Annotated in this window: 16 protein-coding genes; 11 read left to right on the top strand and 5 right to left on the bottom strand. The window is 60.8% G+C overall.

Features of this window, described 5'->3' with window-relative positions:
• The first annotated feature begins 129 nt into the window (after positions 1 to 129).
• From ABHT90_RS04160 to larD, 7 genes are all read left to right on the top strand, one after another.
• Positions 130 to 1,113, top strand: a complete 984-nt coding sequence (locus ABHT90_RS04160; protein ID WP_346981724.1) for a DMT family transporter — start codon at positions 130 to 132, stop codon at positions 1,111 to 1,113.
• A gap of 115 nt (positions 1,114 to 1,228) precedes the next feature.
• Positions 1,229 to 2,527, top strand: a complete 1,299-nt coding sequence (locus ABHT90_RS04155) for a M20 family metallopeptidase (protein ID WP_346981723.1) — start codon at positions 1,229 to 1,231, stop codon at positions 2,525 to 2,527.
• A 123-nt stretch (positions 2,528 to 2,650) separates the two neighbouring features.
• Positions 2,651 to 3,955: an MFS transporter gene (locus ABHT90_RS04150; protein WP_346981722.1), complete on the top strand. Its 1,305-nt coding sequence runs from the start codon at positions 2,651 to 2,653 to the stop codon at positions 3,953 to 3,955.
• Positions 3,956 to 4,258: 303 nt separating this feature from the next.
• Positions 4,259 to 5,572 (top strand): histidine--tRNA ligase, encoded by a 1,314-nt coding sequence (gene hisS / locus ABHT90_RS04145; protein WP_346981721.1) that lies wholly within the window; start codon positions 4,259 to 4,261, stop codon positions 5,570 to 5,572.
• Between the two features lie 257 nt (positions 5,573 to 5,829).
• Positions 5,830 to 8,643, top strand: coding sequence for a phosphoenolpyruvate carboxylase (locus ABHT90_RS04140; protein WP_430393363.1), 2,814 nt, complete (start codon positions 5,830 to 5,832; stop codon positions 8,641 to 8,643).
• Between the two features lie 375 nt (positions 8,644 to 9,018).
• Positions 9,019 to 10,296, top strand: a complete 1,278-nt coding sequence (gene larA, locus ABHT90_RS04135; RefSeq protein ID WP_346981720.1) for a nickel-dependent lactate racemase — start codon at positions 9,019 to 9,021, stop codon at positions 10,294 to 10,296.
• A 49-nt stretch (positions 10,297 to 10,345) separates the two neighbouring features.
• A complete protein-coding gene (larD, locus tag ABHT90_RS04130; protein ID WP_006234784.1) occupies positions 10,346 to 11,077 on the top strand; it encodes a D/L-lactic acid transporter LarD in 732 nt (243 codons plus the stop codon).
• 301 nt (positions 11,078 to 11,378) lie between these two features.
• On the opposite strand, the gene ABHT90_RS04125 is transcribed toward larD, so the two are convergent.
• The 4 genes from ABHT90_RS04125 to serB all read right to left on the bottom strand — a co-directional run bounded on the left by ABHT90_RS04125 (position 11,379) and on the right by serB (position 14,369).
• Positions 11,379 to 11,918, bottom strand: a complete 540-nt coding sequence (locus tag ABHT90_RS04125; RefSeq protein ID WP_346981719.1) for a TetR/AcrR family transcriptional regulator — start codon at positions 11,916 to 11,918, stop codon at positions 11,379 to 11,381.
• A 2-nt stretch (positions 11,919 to 11,920) separates the two neighbouring features.
• A complete protein-coding gene (larC, locus tag ABHT90_RS04120; protein WP_346981718.1) occupies positions 11,921 to 12,826 on the bottom strand; it encodes a nickel pincer cofactor biosynthesis protein LarC in 906 nt (301 codons plus the stop codon).
• A gap of 10 nt (positions 12,827 to 12,836) precedes the next feature.
• Positions 12,837 to 13,619 (bottom strand): nickel pincer cofactor biosynthesis protein LarB, encoded by a 783-nt coding sequence (gene larB / locus ABHT90_RS04115; RefSeq protein ID WP_161115466.1) that lies wholly within the window; start codon positions 13,617 to 13,619, stop codon positions 12,837 to 12,839.
• A gap of 114 nt (positions 13,620 to 13,733) precedes the next feature.
• Complete coding sequence (gene serB / locus ABHT90_RS04110; RefSeq protein WP_346981717.1) at positions 13,734 to 14,369, bottom strand: phosphoserine phosphatase SerB; 636 nt, start codon at positions 14,367 to 14,369, stop codon at positions 13,734 to 13,736.
• Positions 14,370 to 14,625: 256 nt separating this feature from the next.
• Here serB and aspS point away from each other — a divergent pair, with 256 nt between their 5' ends.
• Complete coding sequence (gene aspS, locus ABHT90_RS04105) at positions 14,626 to 16,413, top strand: aspartate--tRNA ligase (RefSeq protein ID WP_346981716.1); 1,788 nt, start codon at positions 14,626 to 14,628, stop codon at positions 16,411 to 16,413.
• A gap of 304 nt (positions 16,414 to 16,717) precedes the next feature.
• On the opposite strand, the gene ABHT90_RS04100 is transcribed toward aspS, so the two are convergent.
• Positions 16,718 to 17,734, bottom strand: coding sequence for a LacI family DNA-binding transcriptional regulator (locus ABHT90_RS04100; protein ID WP_195234166.1), 1,017 nt, complete (start codon positions 17,732 to 17,734; stop codon positions 16,718 to 16,720).
• Between the two features lie 376 nt (positions 17,735 to 18,110).
• Here ABHT90_RS04100 and ABHT90_RS04095 point away from each other — a divergent pair, with 376 nt between their 5' ends.
• The 3 genes from ABHT90_RS04095 (at position 18,111) to ABHT90_RS04085 (ending at position 23,195) form a co-directional block, all read left to right on the top strand.
• The gene (locus tag ABHT90_RS04095; RefSeq protein WP_346981715.1) at positions 18,111 to 21,119 is read left to right on the top strand and encodes a glycoside hydrolase family 2 TIM barrel-domain containing protein; all 3,009 of its coding nucleotides are present in this window, start codon (positions 18,111 to 18,113) and stop codon (positions 21,117 to 21,119) included.
• 3 nt (positions 21,120 to 21,122) lie between these two features.
• On the top strand, positions 21,123 to 21,578 hold the full coding sequence (locus ABHT90_RS04090; RefSeq protein WP_346981714.1) for a NanQ anomerase/TabA/YiaL family protein: 456 nt from the start codon (positions 21,123 to 21,125) through the stop codon (positions 21,576 to 21,578).
• Between the two features lie 153 nt (positions 21,579 to 21,731).
• On the top strand, positions 21,732 to 23,195 hold the full coding sequence (locus ABHT90_RS04085) for an amino acid permease (protein ID WP_346981713.1): 1,464 nt from the start codon (positions 21,732 to 21,734) through the stop codon (positions 23,193 to 23,195).
• Positions 23,196 to 23,517 lie beyond the last annotated feature (322 nt).

The raw sequence follows: 23,517 nt of genomic DNA, 5'->3' as shown, positions 1-23,517 counted from the left end.
CAACACCGGTTGTTGCTACAGTAGCGGGGCGTACCGGGGGTCCGGTGCGCCCCGTTTTATTTGACCATGAGGCGGCACGCGGCCATGCACGTGCGGACACCACGCCCAGACTGAGCGCGAGGATGCCCTATGGCCCAGAATGCCGTTGACGAAATCGAAAACATGCCCGATAGCCCTGTAGCGCGCGAAGACCTGGGTGCCGGCGGCACCTCCCGCGGCGCCGGCGCGCGTTCTCCGTTCTTCTGGAAGGTCTTGCTGCTTTCGGTGGCGGTCATCTGGGGCTACTCCTTTACCACTATGAAGGACGCACTCGACACCATTCCGGTGTTCGAGCTGGTCTATGTTCGCTTTCTCCCGGCATCACTGGTTATGTTTGCAATTTTCCATAAGCGCATCATCGCTCATTTCAATGCCCGCAACCTGATCGTCGGGCTTGGCATGGGTGCGCTCATGTGGGGTGCCTACGGTTTGCAGACGATCGGCCTGGCACAGACCACGGCGGGCAAGAGCGCTTTTTTGACCGGCACGTATTGCATCCTTGTGCCGTTTGCAAGCTATGTCCTGAGCGGTGAAAAGCTTACCCGGTATAACCTGGGTGCAGCGTTGTTGTGCCTGGCGGGTATTGGCCTGGTAGCGCTCGATAGCGTCGAGTTCAATGCCGGCGATGTTATTACCTTGGGCGGCGCGATCTTCTTCGCCATCCAGATGGCGGTGACTGCCAAGTACGGTCGCAAGATGGACATCAACGTCATCACGTTTTGGATGTTTGTGGGCAATGGCGTTTTGAGTTTAATCACGTCGCTGCTATTCGAGACTCAGGCGCCCCTCTCTGCATGGACGCCGGAGTTTATCGGTGTGGCTGTTTTCCTCTCGGTGGGCTGCACGTGCGTGGCACTGCTCGTCCAAAACGTCGGTCTGGCGCACGTCCCGGCCTCGACGGGCTCGCTGCTTCTTTCGATGGAGTCGCCCTCGGGTGTGCTGTTCTCGGTGTTGTTGATGGGGGAAGCGCTCACCTCGCGCCTGCTTGCCGGCTTTGCGCTCATCTTCCTGTCGATTATCTTGAGCGAGACGCATTTCGATTTCTTGCGCCGAAAATCACACCCGCAATTGTAAACAACTTGTTGCGCCGCCCTCCCAGGGCGGCATTTTTATGTCATGCCCTTACAGTTGTACCTTGCACTTTACGCTATCAAAGTGCGTGCTGCAAAAACGTTACTGGAGGGCATCTATGGCACCAGCTCTGTCCAATTTTCAACCGCAACCAGCGCCTCAGGCTACCACAACGGCGCAGACCGCTATCGGTGACGGTCTTGTCGCAGAAGCTCAGGCTTTTGCAGACGAGCTCGCTGCGTGGCGACACGATCTACACCAGATGCCCGAGCTGGGTAACAATCTTCCGCAGACGTCTGCCTATATCCAGGCACGTCTGGACGAGATGGACATCCCCCATACCACGCTCGTCGACGGTTCCTGCGTCGTTGGCCTGATCGGTGCCGGTGCGGCCGCGGCCGCTCAGGGCAATGGCACGTGCAAGGACGAGCAGGCCGGTACGGTTATCATGCTTCGCGGCGACATGGATGCCCTGCCCGTTGTCGAGGAATCGGGCGAGCCTTTCGCTTCCACCAACGGCTGCATGCACGCTTGTGGCCACGATATGCATGCGACGGCGCTGCTCGGCGCGGCCCGTTTGCTCAAGGCCCGCGAGGCTGAGCTTGTCGACGCCAATGCCACCGTCAAACTGCTGTTCCAGCCGGGTGAGGAGACCTTTGAGGGGGCACGCGCCGCCATCGCCGACGGCTTGCTCGAGAACCCGCGTCCTCAGGCGGCTTTTGCCATGCACGTCAACAGCCAGTCGCCACTCGGCCTAGTGCTCTATGGGAGTCCGGCGCTCTCGGGCGTGTACGGTTTCCGCATCACGCTGCAGGGCAAGGGTGGCCACGGTTCCAGCCCCGAGATTTGCATCGACCCCATCACGGCCGGCGTGCATGTGCACCTGGCGCTTCAGGAGCTTATCTCCCGCGAGGTGCCGGCGGCCAAGGAGGTCGCGCTCACCGTGGGTAAGTTCGCTGGCGGCTTGGCGGCCAACGTCATCCCCGACACCTGCGTGCTCGAGGGAACGCTGCGCGGCTTCGATGTCGAGCTCATGACTCATCTCAAGGAGCGTATCGCAGAGGTCGTCAACGGCGTTGCCGCAACATATCGTACGCCGGCAACCATCGAGACGCTTTCGGACGTTCCGCCGCTCGTGCTCGACAGCGATATGACCCAGGCCTCGCTTGGTTACGTGGGCGCGGTGCTGCCCAAGGCTGCCTTCCTGCCGCTATTCCACGCCATGGCGAGCGAGGATTTCGCACTTATCTCGAGCGAGATCCCAAGTGCGTACTTTACGGTGGGCGCGGCCGTGACCGATACGGACGAGCACTTTGCCCAGCACCATCCCAGGGCGCGCTTTAACGATGCCGAGCTTCCCCTCGGCGCCGCGGCCTATACCGCCGTCGCTTTGGGCTATATCGCCGACCACCGGTAGCACCCAACCTTGCCTTTCAAGCCTGCGGGCATGGCCGTAAGGCCTATGCCCTTGTCTTTCAAGGCAATCTTGGGCACTACCGGCGCCCGGCGCCGGCTATTCGTTTGTTAAATAAGGAGCAGTATGTCCCAGCAGCGTAAGTTCTTCCCCGGCTGGCTCGTGGTGGCCTCCGGCTTCGTGATCATGGCCACGTGCTACACGATTTTCGTCAACTGCATGAGCCTGTTCCAGCCGCTCATCGTCAGCGACCTCGGGATTACGCTTGCCCAGTACAACATCTCCAACGCTATCTCCACCGTGGTGAGCGTTGTGGGTTCGCTTGTGATCGGCCATGTCGCCGATAAGGTGAGCGGCCGCGTTTTGGGCTCCCTCACCGTTATCGCCACCTCTGCCGTTCTTGTCGGCATGAGCTTTGTCGGTGAGCTGTGGCAGGTCTACGTGCTCTTTGCCGTCTCGGGCTGCTTTGCCGTCGCCTCGACCCGCCTGCTCATCAGCCTGGTGACCGCCAACTGGTTTACGGCCAAGCGAGGCCTTGCCATCTCCATCGCACTTTCGGGCTCGGGCTTTGGCGGCGCTATTCTGTCTCCCATCGTAAGCTCGCTCATCGTGAGCGTTGGCTGGCGTTCCGCCTTCCTGGTGCTCGCGGCTATCTGCATGGTGGCGGCGTTGCCCATCACGGCCTATTCCTTCCGCACCAAGCCTTCCGAGATCGGCCTTAAACCGCTCGGCGAGAACCCGGGCGATCCGTCTGCTTCTGCCACGGGTGATAAGAACGAGAAGGCAGCCCCCGAGGTTAGCGTCGGCTGGTCTCGCATCAAGAAGAGCCCGGCGTTTTGGCTGCTCGTCGTTGCCTTCCTCTTTATGGGCTTGGTCAACGGCGCCATCCTGCCCAACCAGGTTACCAACATGACGAGTGTTACCGTCAACGGTGCCAAGATTGTCACGGGCGGCCACGATCCCATGTGGGCGGGTACCGTACTTTCGGCCTACATGGTCACCGTCGTTATCGCCAAGATTTCGCTCGGTGCGATCTATGACCGCTTTGGCCTGCGCTTTGGCAATATCCTTGGCTCCGTTGCGTGCATTATCGCCTGCGTGGCGCTGTGCTTCCCGACGACGGACCTCGGTCCCATCGTGGCCGCGGTGAGCTTTGGTATCGGAACGTGCATGGGCACCATCACGCCTACCATCGCCGCGTCCAAGCAGTTTGGCATGGCCGACCTCGGCAAGGTCACGGGCACCATTACCTCGCTCGAGATGGTCGGCGGCACCGTGGGCGCTATCGTCTCGGGCGTGCTGTTCGATGCCACGGGCTCCTTTGCGAGCACCTGGATCGTGTGCCTGGTGTGTTCTGTGGTCATGCTCGTATTCCTGCTGGCCTCGGAGCCCATCGCCGCCAAGCTGCGCGCAAGCGTGGCGGGGGAGTAGCGGGTCGCCGCCTATTCCTGTTTGCCTGTTCTGCCCGTGGCTGCCTTGGAAACCGAATCGATGCTCGTACCATCATTCGGTTTCCAAGGCAGCCACGGGCCTACGAAATGATCCCTTTTCCTCCGTCCCCAAGGGATCACGTGATCCGAAGGGGACGGAGGAAAAGGGATCACAAACCGCGGCGGCGCGTCTGGCCGAACGAGTCCCCATACCCTCGTTCGGTCAGGCGCGCCGCCGCGTTGCTGCTTTGTGCCGTATAATGTCCACTACCTATGACGCGATACAAAAGAAAGGTGTTTGCCCATGCAGGCACAGAAGGCGGAGGGAACCCGCGACCTTATCGGCGCCGAGATGCGCGCCTGGCAAAAGATGCAGCAGATTGCGGCCGGCGTGTTCGAGCCGTTTGGTTTTAAACCCATCGAGACGCCCGCGATCGAGCAGGTTGACGTGTTTGTCCACGGTATCGGCCAGTCGACCGACGTCGTGCGCAAGGAAATGTTCCGCGTGTTCAGCGGTGCCAACCTGGAGCGCGTCTTTACCGAGGGCACCGACACCAAACTCAAGCCCAAGCAGCGCCTGGCACTTCGCCCCGAGGGCACGGCCGGCGTGGTGCGCGCCGTCGTCGAGAACAATCTGGTGCCCCAGGGCTCCACGCCGTTTAAGGCTTACTACGCCGAGGCCATGTTCCGCGGCGAGCGTCCCCAGAAGGGCCGCCTGCGCCAGTTCCACCAGGTGGGCATCGAGTGGCTCGGCGCTCCCGATCCGGCGGCAGACGCCGAGTGCATCATCATGCTCATGGAGTTCTACAAGCGCCTGGGCTTCGATCTTTCCAAGCTTCGTCTGCTCATCAACTCGATGGGTGACGCCCAGTGCCGTCCGGCTTATCGCGAGCAGGTTAAGCAGTTCATCCTCGATCACGCCGACGAGATGTGCGATGAGTGCCGCGAGCGCGCCGAGCTCAACCCGCTGCGTGCCTTCGACTGCAAGAACGACCACTGCCGCGAGATCATGGCCGAGGCTCCGCTGATGGGTGACAACCTGTGCGATGAGTGCCGCGAGCACTACGAGCAGGTCAAGCGCTATCTGGATGCCGCCGGTATCGAGTATGTCGAGGATCCCACCTTGGTGCGCGGCCTGGACTACTACACCCGTACTGTCTTTGAGGTCGAGGCCCCTGGCGCCGGCGTCGGCTCCATCGGCGGCGGCGGCCGCTACGATGGCCTGGTCGAGCTCGAGGGTGGCAAGCCCACGGCGGGCGTCGGCTTTGCTGTCGGTTTTGAGCGCGCCCTGCTGGCCCTGCAGGCCTTTGGCAGCGATTTGGGTGCCGATGAGGCCCCGTGCGTCTATGTCGCCAACGCCGGCAAGGAGCTGCGTCAGAACGTCTTTGCCATTACGCAGGAGCTTCGCGCCGCAGGTATCGTGACCGAGGCCGACTATCAGGGTCGTTCGCTCAAGGCCCAGTTTAAGCAAGCCGATAAGGTAGGCGCCAAGCTCATCTTGGTCCTGGGTGGCGACGAGCTTGCCGCCGACAAGGTCAAAGTGCGCGACATGCAGAGCCATGACGAGGTGCTCGCCGATCTGGACAACGTCGTCGAGGCGGTTCGCGAGCGCCTGTAGCGCATCTTTTTGAGCTTCGGGCCTGCTAACGTGCCCTGCTCATGGAGAGCGATTGTTACGGGGGTGTTTCGCTTTTATGCGGAATGCCCCCGTTTACGTATGCCGCCCACCGAGAAATACGACCATTTAGGGCAAAAACCTTTGCAATGCAGAAAATACTTTTGTGTGGTAAAGCGCAATCAGTGTCGAAAGTATTTCTCAAGCGCCTATAATGAATACCGCATGTTACGTGCATAGAAGGAGGAATGGGAGGAAACGTGGCTGAGAACCTAAGCAACCAGTCTGTACCCGAAGCCGCGGCGCGCGTCGCTGCCGTGGTCAACCGCCTCGTTAACCGAATCGGCTCGAATGCCGAGTCCAGGGAGCGTCTCGCCGAGATCGAGATCCCCGAGGAGCTGCGCGACAATCTGGCGCTGTTCTTGCGCCTGGAGCGCCGTGTGCTTAGCGAGTATGATCCCGAGATCGCGGACCTGTTCGACAAGATTTTGACAGCCGAGATTGTGGTCAATGCCGGCAACCCCGGTACCTGCGCTGCCGACGAAGCCGTCGACGAGCAGGGCGTGCCCACCGCCGACGAGCCCACTGCCGTGGCATTTCGTGAGGTCGTCGATTTGATCGACAGCCTGCCGCTCGATAAGCAGCAGGTCATCGTTCGCGCCTTTACGAGCTTTTTCCATCTGGCAAACCTGTCGGAGGAGAACTACCGTGTGGCGCAGCTGCGCGAGCGCGAGGCCGGTGCGTCGACCGATACCGAGGTCGATCCTGCCAACGAGCTTACCGTTGCCTATCACCAGCTGGTGAATGAGCTGGGTGTCGAGGGTGCCAACGAGCTGCTCGACAAGCTCGAGTTCCACCCTGTCTTTACCGCACATCCCACCGAGGCCCGTCGCAAGGCCGTCGAGGGCAAGATCCGCCGTATCTCCAACCTGCTGGAGGAGCGTCCGCGTTTGGGCGGCTCCGACCTGGTGGAGAACGAGCGCCATATGCTGCAGGAGATCGACGCCCTGGTGCGTACGAGTCCCATCGCGCTCAAGAAGCCCACGCCGGTCGAGGAAGCCGATACCATCATCGACATCTTCGATAACACGCTGTTCGACGTTATCCCCGTTATCTATCGTCGTTTTGACGATTGGGTGCTGGGCGACAAGGCCGGTACTGTGCCGCCGCTGTGCCCGGCGTTCTTCCATCCCGGCAGCTGGATCGGTTCCGACCGCGACGGTAACCCCAACGTCACCGCCAAGGTGAGCCGTGAGGTCGCCGCCAAGTACTTTACGCACATGGTGCTCAAGCTCGAGGACAAGTGCCGCCACATCGGCCGCAACCTCACGCTCGAGGCTACCTACAGCAAGCCGTCGGCCGAGCTCATTAACCTGTGGAACCATCAGGTCGAGATGAGCCCTCGTTACACGGCCCGCGCCGAGCTGATCTCCGAGCACGAGCCGCATCGCGCCGTCATGCTCGTCATGGCCGACCGCCTGAACGCCACCGTCCGTCGTATCACCGACACCATGTACCACAGCGCCGACGAGTTCCTGGATGACCTGCGCGTCGTCCAGCGTTCGCTGGCCGCCTGCGGTGCCGTCCGTGCTGCCTACGGCCCGGTCCAAACCATCATCTGGCAGGTCGAGTCCTTCGGCTTCCATATGGTCGAGATGGAGTTCCGTCAGCACTCCGTGGTGCATGCCCGCGCCCTTAAGGATATCCACGAGAACGGTATCCATGGCGACCTGCAGCCCATGACGCGCGAGGTCATCGATACCTTCCGCGCTATCGGCTCCATCCAAAAGCGCTACGGCAAGAAGATGGCGCACCGCTACATCATCTCGTTTACCAAGAGCGCTCAGCATGTGGCCGACGTCTTTGAGCTGGCGCACCTGTCCTTTGCACACGAGGAGGATGTCCCCGAGCTCGACGTGATCCCGTTGTTCGAGCAGCTCGAGGACCTCGAGGGCTGCGTCGACGTGCTCGATCAGATGCTTACGCTGCCCGTGGTGCAAAAGCGCCTTGCCCAGACCAACCGCCGCATGGAGGTCATGCTGGGCTATTCCGACTCTTCCAAGGATGCCGGTCCTACCACGGCCATGCTCGCGCTGCACTCCGCGCAGGAGCGCATCGCCAAGTGGGCAGAGAAGAACGATATCGACCTGGTGCTCATGCACGGTCGCGGCGGTGCCGTGGGCCGTGGCGGCGGCCCGGCCAACAAGGCCGTGCTGGCGCAGCCCAAGGGTTCGGTCAACTGCTTCTTTAAGCTTACCGAGCAGGGCGAAGTCATCTTTGCCCGTTACGGCAACCGCACGCTGGCTCAGCGCCATGTTGAGTCCGTTGCCGCCGCAACGCTTTTGCAGTCGGCCCCGAGTGTCGAGAAGACCAACACCGAGACCACGCAGAAGTTCTGGGATATGGCCGAGAAGCTCAACACTGCAAGCCACGAACGCTATCTGGACCTGCTGAACACCGAGGACTTTACACCGTGGTTCTCGACCGTGACGCCGCTGACCGAGGTCGGCTTGCTGCCGATCGGCTCGCGTCCCGCCAAGCGCGGCTTGGGTGCCAAGTCGCTCGACGACCTGCGTACCATCCCGTGGATCTTCAGCTGGAGCCAGGCGCGCATTAACCTGGCCGCTTGGTACGGTCTGGGCACCGCCTGCGAGCAGCTTGGCGATCTTGACCAGCTCAAGGCTGCCTACCAGGAGTGGCCGTTCTTCCGCACCTTTATCGACAACATTGAGATGTCGATCGCCAAGACCGACCAGCGCATCGCCAAGATGTATCTGCACCTGGGCGACCGCGATGATTTGTCCGAGAAGGTCTCCACCGAGATGCAGCTCACGCGTAAGTGGGTCCTTGCCATCGTCGGTGATGAGTGGCCGCTGCAGCGTCGTCGCGTGCTCGGCTGCGCCGTTCGCGTGCGTAACCCCTACGTCGACGCTCTGTCCATCGCCCAGGTCCGCGCCCTTCGCGAGGTGCGCATGAATCAGGACGAGATGGCCGAGGAGAAGAAGGCCGAGTACATGAGCCTGATTCTTTCGACTGTGACCGGCGTCTCGGCAGGTTTGCAGAACACGGGGTAATCGATAGCCCTGTGGCTCTCACCGGGACCCGACGGGTTTCCCTCTGAATGCGTCCTCGCACTTGAAGCCCCCTTATCCTGCTCCTTCGGAGCTGCGGATAAGGGGGCTTCGTGCTGCGGAATGCATTCAGAGGGAAACCCGTCGGGTCCCTTCGTCCTCGGTCTTCAGGGATTAAAGCTGAGGAGAAGAATGGCGCGCTTCTCGCCTTACGACTGTAGCGGCTGCGGTTCCGTTTGGGATCGCGGCCGTTTTGTTGTGGGTCAAATATGAACGTTGTGTTAATGAGTCGGTGGACGGTGGTGTTTTTCGGTGAGCGGCGTATCCTTCCAACGGTTTATCTAGTGTGTCAGTTGAAAAGGAAGAGGGCGCTCGTCATTGTTTGAATGTGAACTGCCGTTTGACCACAAGACGTTGCATCTGGAGCTCGAGGATAAGAACTTTGCGGGTGTGATGGAAGGTCATCAAAACGAGTTTAAGACTACAAAATCGCAGGAAGAGCTGGTGGAGGAGTCGCTTGCCAACCCTTATGGCTCGCCTTCGCTCGAGGAGCTTTGTGCTGGCAAGAAGGATATTGTCATCATTAGCTCCGATCATACGCGTCCCGTTCCCTCGCGTGTGACGATGCCTATTCTGCTGCATCACATCCATTCTGCTGCGCCCGAGGCTCGCGTGCGTATTCTGGTTGCTACGGGTATGCATCGTCCGTCGACGCACGAGGAGCTCGTCAACAAGTACGGCGAGGAGATCGTTGCCAACGAGGAAATCGTTATGCACGTCGCGACCGATGACAGCATGATGAAAAAGATCGGCACCCTGCCTTCTGGCAGCGAGTGCATCATCAACAAGATTGCTGCCGATTGCGATCTGCTGCTTGCCGAGGGCTTTATTGAGCCGCACTTCTTTGCCGGTTTCTCTGGCAGCCGCAAGTCCGTCCTGCCTGGTATCGCCAGCTACAAGACCATCATGTACAACCACAACGGTCAGTTTGTGAACGATTCCCATTCGCGTGCCGGCAACCTGTGCCACAACCACGTGAGCGAGGACATGTTTGCCGCTGCCGAGATGGCTCACCTTGCCTTTGTGCTCAACGTGGTGCTCAACGGCAAGCACGAGGTCATCGGCTCCTTTGCCGGCGACATCCACAAGGCGCACGAGGCTGGCTGCGAGTTCGTGAAGAGCCTTGCCGCCGTTGAGCCCGTCGAGTGCGAGATTGCCATTACCACCAACGGCGGCTACCCGCTCGACCAGAACATCTATCAGGCCGTGAAGGGCATGTGCTCTGCCGAGGCTACGCTTCCCGAGGGCGGCGTGATCATCGACGTCGCCGGCTGTGCCGACGGTCACGGTGGCGAGGGCTTCTATCACAACATCGCCGACAACGATCCGGCGGAGTTTGAGCGTGCCTGCATCGACCGTCCTAAGGACGAGACCCTGCCCGACCAGTGGACGAGCCAGATCTTTGCCCGCATCCTGGCGCATCACCCTGTGATCATGGTCACCGACCTGTGCGATCACCAGATGATCAAGGATATGCACATGACGCCGGTCAACACCCTCGATGAGGCGCTCAAGCTCGCCTTTGAGATGAAGGGTGCCGATGCCAAGGTGGCCGTCATTCCCGATGGCCTGGGCGTTGTCGTCGCACAGCACTAGTACGCGGCCTAAACGAATCGTTTATAACCGACAAGAAAGATAAGGTTTTATGCTTACCAAACTCCTCTGCGAATTCGGCGCAACGGCCCTCATGATCATCTTTGGCGTGGGCGTGCACTGCGATACCGTGCTTAAGGGTACCAAGTATCAGGGCTCCGGCCATATGTTTGCCATCACCACTTGGTCTTTTGGCATCTCGGTCTGCCTGTTTGTCTTTGGTGGCGCCGTGTGCATGAACCCGGCTATGGTGCTTGCCCAGTGCATCGTCGGTCTGGTGCCGTGGAGCAGCTGCATCCCCTTCATGATTGCCGATATGCTCGGCGGCTTTGCGGGTGCCGTGATCGCATGGTTGATGTATGCCGATGAGTTCAAGGCTTCCGATGGTGTCATCGATCCCATTGCTCAGCGCAACATCTTCTCGACCAACCCCACCACCGAGGGTACGAACTATGCCCGTAATTTCTTCTGCGAGGCTATCTGCACCTTTGTGTTCATCAGCGCCATCCTTGCTGCTGCTAACCGTGCTGGCGAGAACGTCCTGATGCTCGCTATCTGCGTCGGTCTGATCGTTTGGGCTGTTGGCATGGGCATGGGAGGTATCACTGGCTTCGCCATGAACCAGGCCCGTGACCTTGGTCCTCGCATGGCCTATCAGGTGCTGCCGATTAAGAACAAGGCTGACAACAACTGGAAGTACGGCCTGCTTGTTCCTGGCATCGCTCCGTTTGTCGGTGCCGCTCTGGCCGCGCTGTTTGTGCACGGTTTCTTGGGCATGTTCTAGTCTGAGGCTACATAGTTGTCCGCTGGCCGCATGGGGTAACTTCCCAGCGCGTCCTCGGACATGCAAAAAGGCTCGCTGCGCACTTTGTGCGGCGAGCCTTATTGCGTCCTGCGGAATGCGCTGGGAAGTTACCCCATGCGGCCAGCTGCGGGGTCTTTGTTGCGTTCGTATAAGCAACCCAACATATATCTGAATTTGGATGGGAGGGGCTTGTTGCTGTTGGGGGGCATTGAAGCGCGAGTGATACTTTGGGATGCGTGGCGCCCTGGGTTGGGGCGATGCTTTGGGGTGAGCTTCTTACTTAGCCGAAGAGGGGTTTTATGGCTGAGAGGTAGTCTTTGGCTACGTCGGCTTTGTCTGCTTGGAAGTTGTGCCAGGCCCACCATTGGACGGTGGCTACGAAGCTTGAGGCTATGTGGTGTAGTAAGAAGCTGCGGTCCATGGTGCCGGCGGGGCCTGTGGGGTCGGCGGGGACGGTTTCGGCTGCTCGTGACATGATGGTCTTGCGGAGACAGTCGGCGAAGACGCGCGAGCCGGCTCCGGCTACGAGGGCTCGAACGCCCTGACGGCGTTCCCAGAGGTTGTTGAGGATATGCTCGACTTGCACGAGTGGGTCGTCGAGCGGCGTACCATCGTCGTCGAGGGCGTGGGTGCAGATGTCGTTCACGAGCTCGGACAGTAGGTCGTCTTTGCTCTTGAAGAGGCCGTAGAACGTGGCCCGACCAACATGGGCACGAGCGATGATGTCGCCGACGGTAATCTTGCCGTAGTCCTCTTCGCGTAGCAGCTCGGAGAACGCCGCAACGATGGCAGCGCGGCTTTTTTCTTTGCGGGCATCCATGGCTATGCATCCACGTGAACGAGCAGACAACGGAGCGTGCCGGAGCAACCCTCGTAGGGGCGCTTACCGGCGCCGTAGCCGACGGCCTCGATGCGGTAGCGGGCCGGTAGGTGCTCGGACGTGCGCAGTGCGGCGACGATGGCGGCGCCCGTGGGCGTCACGAGCTCGCCGGCGACCGGTGCGGGCGTGAGGGCGATATTGCCTGCTTGGCATAGGTTGACGACGGCGGGCACCGGGATGGGCATAAGGCCGTGGGCACAGTGGATGGTGCCGTGACCCTCGGAGAGCGACTCGACGACAATGTCCTCGATACCCAGGTCATCGAGACAGATGGCGACCGAGCAGATGTCGACGATGGAGTCGATGGCGCCTACCTCGTGGAACATGACGGTCTCGGGCGTTTTGCCGTGGGCCTTGGCCTCGGCGGCGGCGAGCGCGGTAAAGATGGCGAGCGCACGACGCTTAGCGCCATCGCTTAGCTGCGAGCCGTCGATGATGGCGGTGACGTCCGCCAAAGAACGATGGTGATGGTGGTGGGCGTGATGATGGCCCTCGTGGCCATGGCCGTGGGTCTCATGATCATGCTCATGGCAGTGTTCGTGCTCACCATGGTCATGATGGTGGTGCTCGTGCTCGTGCTCGGCAGCTGCTTCGTTGCCGTAGAGCCAGGCCATATCGTGATCGTGGTTCTCGAGCTCCTCTGCCAGCTGAACGTCAAAGTCGCAGGCGTCGATGCCATGCTTGTTTACGCGCGTGACGGCGATTGTAAAGCCGTCGACCGGCAGTGTGGCGAGCTGTTCGCGCAGGTGCTCCTCGCTGGCGCCCAGGTCGAGCAGGGCCGCGACGGTCATATCGCCGCTGATGCCCGAGGTGCCGTCGATGATAAGCGTGTGCTGATGATTGGACATGGAATGCTCCTTAGCGGGCGCGGGGTGTGCCGGCGCTCAGATGATTGATAAGACTTGCCTGGTAAGCGGCGCCAAAGCCGTTGTCGATATTGACGACCGATACGCCGCTGGCACAGGAGTTGAGCATGGCGAGCAGTGCGGCTACGCCACCAAAACTTGCGCCGTAGCCCACGCTGGTGGGAACGGCGATGACCGGACAGCTCACCAGGCCGCCGATAACGCTCGCCAACGCGCCCTCCATGCCGGCGATGGCGATGACCACCTGTGCCTGGGCAAGTTCCTCGGCATGCGCGAGTAGGCGGTGCAGGCCGGCGACGCCTACGTCGTAGAGGCGGTCGACCTCGTTGCCATAGAACTCGGCCGTCAACGCGGCTTCCTCGGCGACGGGCAGGTCGCTCGTGCCGGCGCAGGCGACGACGATGCGTCCGTTGCCGGTAGGGGAGGGCTTGCCGCCCACGAGGGCGAGCTGCGCGTCCGGGACATATCCCAGGTCGATGCCGTTGCCGAGGAGCTCCGAGGTGCGGGCTGCCTTTTCGGCATCCAGGCGCGTGACCAGGATGCGCTCCTGGCCGGCATCGCGCAGCGCTTCGATAATGGCGGCAATTTGCTCGGCGGTTTTACCGGCACCGTAGACAACCTCGCCGGCTCCCTGGCGCACTCCGCGCGAAAGATCGAGCTGCGCAAAGCCTAAATCGGCGGTCGGAGCCGTCTGGATGCGTGTGAGGGCGTCGGCAGGGGTGACTGATCCGCCGGCAACATCGCTCAGTAGCTGCTCTAGATCTCGCTTATCCATATATGTTCCCTTCGACGGCGCAAAGTCTAGCACTCAAAGGGTGTTTTTCCGAACACTAAGACAAAATTGTTCGGAAACTATAGGACAGACTGATTCAATTGTTAGACAGATCGGCTAGTCGCGCAGGATGATGTCCATGGCGAGCATCAGGTTGCGCTCGTCGATGGCAAACGGGGCTGCCTCGCGCGTCTTGGGCTTGGCGCAAAACGCGATGCCAGTGCCCGCGGCCTGGATCATGGGGATGTCGTTGGCGCCGTCGCCGATTGCCACGGTATGGGTCATGTCGACACCGCACTCAACTGCCCAGTCCAGCAGCTGGATGAGCTTGGACTCCTTGGTCACAATGTCGGCAGCCAACTTACCGGTGAGCTTGCCGTCCACGACCTCCAGGCGGTTAGCGAGGCAAAAGTCGATACCCGCGGCAGCCACGATCTTGTCAGCGACCTCGTGGAAGCCGCCGCTTACCACGCCGACCCTCCAGCCCTTGCTGTGCGCCGAGCGCACAAGCTCCAGCGCGCCGGGGGTAAACGTCACGCGCTCAAACGTGCGCTCGAACACGCTCTCGTCCAGGCCGGCGAGCAGCCCCACGCGCTTCTCGAGCGCTTGCTTAAAGTCCAGCTCGCCGCGCATAGCGCGCTCGGTGATTTGCGCAACTTGCTCGCCTACGCCGGCCTCCTCGCCCAACAGGTCGATGACCTCCTGGTTGATGAGCGTGGAGTCGATATCCATAACGATGAGGCGTGCAGTCATGGCGGGCCTTTCCGAGTGCAGTTGTATTGGGGCACATTGTCGCACGTGACGAGCGCGGGCGGGTGCCGCGGTGCGTCAATTGTTTCGTCTCCGTCAAGTCTTTGGGCAGGAGCTACTTTTCCGCGGCACATCGACACAGGTGCGATAAGATAGAACGCCATGTCTGGCTGCGCGGTTTACGCAGGCTGGGCAAATCTGTACGACGCCGCCCGGAACGACACGGGGCGGCACAGATCCATAAAGGAGGATCACTGGTATGAGCCAGACCCGTCCCATCGACGAGCATTCCATGCACACCCGTACCTGCGGCGAGCTTCGCCGCGAGAACGTGGGCGAAGAGGTCACCCTCACCGGTTGGGTGAGCCGTCGCCGCGACCACGGCGGCCTTATCTTCTGCGATCTTCGCGACCGCGAGGGCATCACGCAGCTCACCTTCGACCCCGAGCACTCCGACGGCGACGCCTTTAAGATCGCCGAGACCATGCGTCCCGAGTGGCCCATCAAGATCCACGGCGTCGTGCGCTCCCGTGGCGAGGAGACCACCAACACCAAGCTCGCGACCGGCGAGATCGAGGTCCTGACCGACCACGCCGAGGTTCTCAACACGTCCGTCACCCCGCCGTTCCAGATCGAGGACGGCATCGAGACCAGCGAGGACACCCGCCTGCGCTATCGCTATCTGGACCTCCGCCGTCCCGAGATGATGGCCAACCTCAAGCTGCGCTCCGACTTTACCTTTGCCATTCGCGAGGCACTGCACAACCGTGAGTTCATGGAGGTCGAGACGCCCTCCCTGTTCAAGTCCACGCCCGAGGGCGCCCGCGACTTCATCGTTCCCAGCCGCATCCAGCCGGGCAACTTCTACGCCCTGCCGCAGTCCCCGCAGCTTCTGAAGCAGCTGCTCATGGTTGGTGGCGTTGAGCGCTACTACCAGGTTGCCAAGTGCTTCCGCGACGAGGACCTGCGTGCCGACCGTCAGCCCGAGTTCACCCAGGTCGATATCGAGATGTCCTTCGTGGACCAGAACGATGTCATGAGCGCGCTCGAAGAGGTTCTTGCCGATGCCTTCGGCCGCATGGGTGTCGAGATGCCCACGCCGCTGCGTCGTATGGACTACTGGGAGGCCATGGACACCTATGGCTCCGACAAGCCCGATACCCGCTATGGCATGCACCTGGTCGACCTGACCGACATCTTTGCCAACTCCAAGTTCAAGGTCTTTGCGACTGCCGCAAACGAGGAGGGCTCCGTCGTCAAGGCCATCAACGCCAAGGGCGCCGGTGCCTGGGCACGTGCCAAGATCGATAAGCTCGCCGGCGTGGCCTCCACGTTTGGCGCCAAGGGCCTGGCATGGATCGCCTTCCGCGAGGACGGCTCCATCAACAGCCCCATCGTCAAGTTCTTCTCGGACGAGGAGATGGCCGCTCTGCGCGAGCGCATGGACGTCGAGCCCGGCGACCTTGTGATGTTCGCCGCCGGCCCGCGCCTGCTCTCCGACGAGATCCTGGGCGGCATGCGTTCGCACATGGCCAACGCACTCGAGATCAAGCGCGAGGGCCACGACTTCCTGTGGGTCGTCAATTTCCCGCTGTTCCATTGGGACGAGGACCGCAAGGCCTATGCTGCCGAGCATCAGCCCTTTACCCTGCCGACCGAGACCGACATCGCCAAGATCGAGGCCGATCCGCTGGCGGCCGGTTCGTGCACCTACGACTTTGTCATGGACGGCTTTGAGGCCGGCGGTGGCGGTATGCGTATCCACAACGCCGAGATGCAGATGTCCATGCTCAAGCTCCTGGGCTTTACCGAGGAGCGCGCCGAGTCTCAGTTTGGCTTCCTCATGGAGGCCCTCAAGTTTGGTGCGCCCCCGATGGGCGGTTTCGCTCTGGGCCTGGACCGCGTGTGCATGCTGCTCACCGGTTCCGACTCCATCCGCGACGTCATGGCGTTCCCTAAGACGGCCAGCGGCTCCGACCTTATGTCGGGCGCTCCGAGTGCCGTTTCCGGCGCCCAGCTCAAGGACGTCAGCCTGCGCCTGATGTAGGCAAACGGCTACATATTGCCTGTAACGAGGGAAGGACGCGTGCCTTCCCTCGTTTTTTATGCGCGGGCGTTGCGAGGGCATAGGTTGACTGGGCGTCGCGGAAACTGCGTCCCAGAATTTGCGTCCAAAACGGGTCGCAGTTTCCCAAACAGGGTCCTTTTGGAAACTGCGACCCAGAATCCAGCCAAATAACGGGACGCGCTTTCCGGTCGAGCTGTCTAACGGAAACTGTGCCCCAGAATGAGCGCTCAAACGGGACAGGCTTTCCGCAACAACTGTTTGGCGGAAAGCCTGCCCCAGTTTCTTATAGCGAGTCTCTCTGAACGAGCTGCATGTGCATGACGGTGGTGGTGGGCTCGGCACCCTTGATCATGTCGAGCGCAATGTTGGCGGCCATGTGTCCTTCTTCGCGCAGGGGCTGGCGGACGGTCGTGAGCGCGGGGACGCAGCGCGCCGCAATCTCGTGATCGTCGAAGCCGACGACAGAAACGTCCGCAGGAACGGATAGGCCTGCCTCGTTGAGTGCGGTGATGACGCCAGCCGCGATACGGTCCGATCCGCAGAGCACGCCATCGAAAGCAATCTCGCGCGCGAGGATCTGGTGCATGGCCTGATAGCCGTCTCCGCTGTTCCAGCCGGTATAGATAACGTTTGCGTCTGGGAGGTCTTCGCCCAAGACGGCGCGGTAGCCGCGCAGGCGGTCGACAACAGCGGGGTTGTCTTGCGGTCCCAACACGGCGACGATATCTTTGCGCCCGCGATCCTTCATGGCGAGTGCCGCAAAATGTCCGCCCTCTTCGTCGTCAGAGTAGACCGTCGAGAACACATCGCGATAGGGGTGGCCCTCGAGCTGGCCGCACAACACGGTGGGTACGCCCAGCTCGCGCAGCACCTCGAGCAGCTCGCTGCCTTTGTAGGGAGAGACGTCGATCACGGCGTCGAACGAGCGGCGCTCAAAGTGCTCGCGTGCGCGGTTGCGCTCATGCGTAGAAGACGCCTGCAAGATAACGGGCAGATAGGACGACTCCGACAGTTCCTCGGTAATGCCGCTCAAAAACTCGCTATAGGTGGGGTCGCTGAAGAGTTCACTCAGAGGCTCGGTCACGAGCACGGCGATGATTTCCGTGCGCCCGACAGCGAGCGCTCGGCCACGAGCGTTGGGGACAAAATTGACTTCCTTGGCCGCCGCGCGGACGCGCTTTTTGGTTTCCTCGCTAATGCGGGGCGAATCGTTGAGGGCGCGCGATGCCGTGGAGCGCGACACGCCGGCAGCTGCGGCAACCTCGGCAAGCGTAGGTGCGGTGCGAACTGGTTGTGTCATGGCGTCTCCTGGAAAATGCGGTCGATGTTGTCACTGATACGGGCTAGTGCGGATACAGCTTACTATAGTGCGCCTGAACAGCGTTCATGATATCCGGTGACCGGTGTCGTTTTGCAACCAAGCCGAAATCGAATACGTCTCGTGTGGGTGAGATATCAGCGGGCGTGGAGGTTGCCTACGAGCTTAAGAACGATGTCTTGTGCTGAGTTTCGATATTCAGGGTGACATAAGTGTTGCGATTGTACAACCGGTTGCACCGTTAACCCTGCCAAATCGACCGTTCAGCGGACAACCGGTTGCACAGTTTTTTACATCGCCCGTAAGATAAGGACAACCGGTTGCACAAGAATCACTACGATGATGAAGGAGCATCACCATGGACGCCATTAACGATTGGGAAAACCAAGCGCTCACCCACAGGAACCGCCTGGCACCCCATGCGTACTTTATGGGTTACGAGACCGCCGATCTCGCTGCAACGTACAGCCGCGAGCTGTCGCGCGGGTTTGTCCAGCTGTCCGGCTCGTGGCAGTTCCGCCTCTTTGAGGGCCCCGCTGCCGTCTCCAACGAGGAACTCTCCACGTACAAGCCCGAGTGGGATCACGTGGAGGTTCCGCACCTGTGGCAGGTGGACGGCTATGGCAACCTTGCCTACACCGACGAGGGTTTCCCGTTCCCGGTTGATCAGCCGTTCGTTCCCTCCGACGACCCCACGGGCGTCTACCAGCGCATCGTCAACCTTCCCGCCGTTCCTGCCGGCGCTCGCGAGATCATTCGCTTCGACGGCATCGAGAGCTATGGCGAGCTGTACGTCAACGGTCAGTATATCGGCATGACCAAGGGTTCGCGCCTGTCTGCCGAGTTTGACGTGACCGACGCGCTCGTCGAGGGCGACAACCTGTTTGCGGTCAAGGTTCTGCAGTACAGCGATGGTAGCTACATCGAGGACCAGGACATGTGGTGGGCATCGGGCATCTTCCGCGATGTGTACCTCATGCAGCGTCCCGCCGCGCATCTGGTCGACTTTAGGTTCCGCACGCACCGCGAGGGCGATGCCGCTCTGATCACGCTCGATACGGTTGCCGAGGGCGCAAGTCGCGTCGTGTATACGCTCAGCGATGGCCAGAATGTGGTCGCTACGGGCGAGTGCGTCGACGGCCATGCCGAGTGCAGCGTTGCCGATGCCCACTTCTGGAACCCCGAGGACCCCTTCCTCTATGACCTTACGCTTGAGGTCTACGACGGCGACGAGGTCAGCGAGTACGTTCCGCATCGCCAAGGCCTTGCCGAGGTGACGGTCGAGGGCAATCATATCTACCTCAACGGCACCTACTTTAAGATGCATGGCGTCAACCGCCACGACCACGACGATCACAAGGGCCGCGCCGTGGGCCTCGAGCGCATGCGCCGCGACCTGGAGCTCATGAAGCAACACAACATCAACGCGGTGCGCACGTCCCACTACGCCAACGATCCGCGCTTCTACGAGCTGTGCGACGAGTACGGCATCATGCTGGTCGCCGAGACCGATATGGAGAGCCACGGCTTCGAGAATATCGGCAATATCGCCCTGGTCACCGACGACCCTGCCTGGGAGCCGGCTTACGTTGACCGTGTTGAGCGCCTGGTGATGCAGGAACGCAACCACGCGTGCATCATCATGTGGTCGATGGGCAACGAGAGCGGCTATGGCTGCAACATCCGCGCGATGTACGCCAAAGCTCACGAGCTCGACGGTCGTCCGGTCCACTACGAGGAGGATCGCAACGCCGATACCGTCGACGTCATTTCCACCATGTACTCCCGCGTGTCGCAGATGAACGACTTTGGCGAGCATCCGTTCCCCAAGCCGCGCATCAACTGCGAGTACGGCCACTCCATGGGTAATGGTCCCGGAGGCCTGTCCGAGTACCAGGAGGTCTTCGATCGCTGGGATTGCATCCAAGGCCAGTTTATTTGGGAATGGTGCGACCACGGTTTGGCTGCTGTGACCGAGGACGGCGTTGCCTACGACATGTATGGCGGCGACAACGGCGATTACCCCAACAACAGCAACTTCTGCATCGACGGCATGGTGTTCCCCTGGCAGCAGCCGAGCCCGGGCCTTACCGAGTACGGCCAGGTCATCTGCCCGGTTCGCATGGCCTACGATGCCGAGGCGGGCGAGCTGGCCGTCACCAACAAGCGTTGGTTTACCACCCTCGAGGATGTCTGCCTGTCGGCGGAGACTCTGGTGGACGGCGACGTGGTCTGCCGCAAGACGCTCATGCCCGGTGCGGTTGCCCCCGGCGAGTCCGTCCAGCTTCCGCTGGTGATTCGCGAGGCCGCGGTAGGCGAGACCCTGCTGACTGTGCGCGCCTACACCATGGCCGCTCACGTCTGGTGCGAGCCGATGTTCCAACTGGGCGCAAACCAGTTTGCCATCGCAAACCATCCGGCGCCGGCCATTGCGGCCCCCACTCGTCCTGAGCTTACGGTCGAGGAGACCGAGCAGGAGATTCGCATTCACTCCCTCAACGGCGAGCTGACCTTCAGCAAGGTAAACGGCACCGTGAGCGAGTGGAAGGCATCCGGCCGCGACGTCATGGCCTCTGGCCCCCAGGTTGGTTTTTGGCATCCGCTCGTCGACAACCACGCCCAGGAGTACGACTCCCTGTGGAAGGACAACTTCATCGATGTAATGCAGACGTCCACCCGCAAGGTTTCTTGGAAGCAGGACGGCAATGCGGTCGCCGTTACCGTGAGCCAACGCATTGCTCCTCCCGTCCGTGCGTTCGGCATGCGCGTCGAGCTTGTCTACACCGTGCTTCCGAGCGGTCGCGTCGACCTCAAGGTTTCCGGCGAGCCCTACGGCGATTACTCGGATATCATCCCGCGCATCGGCATCTCCTTTGAGGTCCCCGGTTGCGATCGTGCCGTCGAGTGGTATGGCCACGGCCCGGGCGAGAACTATCCGGACTCGCTGCGCGCCAACCCGGTCGGTCATTACCGCACTACGGTCGACGACATGTTCACGCCGTATGTCATGCCCCAGGATTGTGCCAACCGCGAGGGTACCCGCTGGGTTGCCCTGCGCTCTAGCCACGGTGACGGCGTGCTGGTGACGCGTCCGGCTGACGCTGCCTCCAATCCGTTCTCGTTCTCGGCATGGCCCTATAGCTGCGAGGCCATCGATAACGCCAAGCACGTCTACGACCTTGTCAAGGGCGACACGGTTACGGTCAACATCAACGACCAGCTGCTCGGCCTTGGTTCGAACTCTTGGGGTTCCGAGGTGCTCGATTCCTATCGCACCCGTTTTGAGAGCTTCAGCTTTGAGGTGTCCCTGCGACCGCTGACGTCTGCCGATCTGGCTCAGGCACTGGCACCCATTAAGGAGGCATAAGTCATGCATGTCTTTAACTCGCGCGCCGATTTCGACGCTCAGATGAAGTCCGTCAAGAAGTGGATGCGTACCGGACAGGCGCTCGACGGCGTTTCTGAACTGCAGCACGATGTGGCGTACTCCATCGGCGACTCGCTGGTGTATTGGTGGGTGAACGCCCACGAGGCGGCTACCGCCGATCTGGTCGGTCACCGTCGCTATCATGCCGTGCTCGCCCCGCTCGACGGCGACCTGACTGTCGAGGTTGCCCCCAAGGCAGGCCTCACCTGCACCCGCGCCTACAGCGATATCGATGATCGCGAGCGCTTTGAGGGTACGGGGGAGACCGTGACGATTCCCGCCGGCGGCGTTGCCGTCGTCGAAATTGACGAGGCCTACCGTGTCGTGGCCGATGCCGCGGATCCCCGCGTCGTGGTACTGCACGTGACAGTCGAAGGTTATTCCTTCCCCAACAAGTAGTATTCGTCCGCCTGGACGTTTGCTTCGCGCCGTTAAGGGGGATGGCTTTGTTGACTCCCTTTTCCCCATTCCCCTTAGCAGGTGCGCCGTCCGTGTTTGCACTTGCAGCTCGGACGGTTTTAGATGACATTTAACAGATGATTGGGAGGGCTTATGAGCTCTGAAAAACGAGGAACGATTGGTTCGTTCGCTCTGCTGGGCATGACGGTCGCCGCCGTGTTCGGTATCAAGAACATCATCAACAACAACGCGGCCATCGGCTTGGCAGCTGCGCCGTCGTTCTTCTTCGCCACGCTTTTGTACTTTGTCCCCTATACCCTGGTTACCGCCGAGTTCGTCGGCCTCAACAAGGACTCCGAGTCTGGCGTGTACGCATGGGTTAAGACCTCGATGGGTGGTCGCTGGGCGTTCCTGACGGCATTTAGCTACTGGTTTGTTAACCTGTTCTTCTTTGCGTCCGTCCTGCCCAACGTCATCATCTACGCGAGCTACGTGTTCTTTGGTGCCAACGCCGAGCTTCCGCAGCTGTGGATCACCATTATCGAGATCGTCGTCTTTGCTATCGCCACGTGGGTTTCGACCAAGGGCGCTAAGTGGATCGGCTCCATTTCCTCCTTCGGTTCGACCGCGGCTCTCGGCCTGACCGCCGTGTTCATCCTGCTGTCCCTGGCTGCTGCCTTTGGCGGCGTTGAGTTCGCTACGGCTCCTACTCCCGCTAACATGGCTCCCGACATGAGCAACTTCGCAACTGCGTGGGGCTTCTTCGGTACGCTTGCCTGGATCATCCAGGGCGTTGGCGGCGCTGAGTCTGTCGGCGTGTTCCTTAACGACCTTAAGGGTGGCGTCAAGGCCTTCGTGCGCACCGTCGTTATCGCCGGCCTGACCATCGGCCTTCTGTATGCAGGCGCTTCGCTGCTGGTTAACCTGTTCATCCCCGAGGGCGGCGTTGCCATCTCCACCGGTATCTTCGACGTATTCGGCGCTGTCTTTGCCCACTTTGGCATTCCCATGGAAGTGTCTACGCGCGCCATCGGCTTGATCCTTCTCGCCGCCACGCTTGGCTCCCTCATGATGTGGACCTCCGCTCCCATCAAGGTCTTCTTCACCGAGATCCCCAAGGGCGTCTTTGGTAGCAAGATCGTCGAGCTCAACGAGCATGGCATTCCTGCCCGCGCTGCTTGGCTGCAGTTCGCCATCGTCGTCCCCATCCTGATCATTCCGGCCCTGGGCTCCGGTAACCTCGACGACCTGCTCATGATCGTCACCAACATGACGGCTCCCACCGCTCTGCTCCCACCGCTGCTGATTTTGCTTGCCTACTTTATGCTGCGCAAGAACTTTGACGCCGCTCCCCGTGGCTTCCGCATGGGTTCGCGCAGCTTTGGCCTGGTCGTTGCCGCATTCCTGCTTGTGGTCTTCTGCTTCGTGCTTATCTGCGGCACCATTCCGCTCGATCAGCCGCTGTGGCTGACGCTGGTCTACAACGTTGGCGGCGTGGTTGTCTTCTTGGGCCTTGCCGTGATGTGGTACAACCGCTACATCAACCGCCTGCGCGAGACCGATCCCGAGGCCGCCGAGAACGAGCTTCGCCCTTCCGTCCTCGATATGATGGAGTAGCGGCTAGGATTAATCTACGGCTGTGGAATAAATCGATTCCCTTTCCTAAGGAGGGGCCTTACGAGGCCCCTCCTTTTGTGTTTTGGGGCATGGTCTTGGCCCCCGTGGTCAAAAAATGCCAAATATGAGTACTGTTGCAAAAGAAGTGCCATATTTTTCGGCCTGCTCTGAGCGAAAATGGGCTCAAAATCGATTTATCTAACTCCCTTTAAAGGGCGTTTGACGGCTTTCAACCTCTTCGAATCGGTCGCGCGCGCAGACGTGGTGTAAGAGTGTCCTGAGGTCCGTCGCTGCAAGTCCCGATGTTACTCCTTCTTGAGGC

It is taken from the genome of Collinsella aerofaciens (assembly GCF_039758815.1).
In the GTDB taxonomy this organism is placed as follows: Bacteria; Actinomycetota; Coriobacteriia; order Coriobacteriales; family Coriobacteriaceae; genus Collinsella; species Collinsella aerofaciens_BP.
This window is presented reverse-complemented; position numbering and strand designations above follow the sequence as displayed.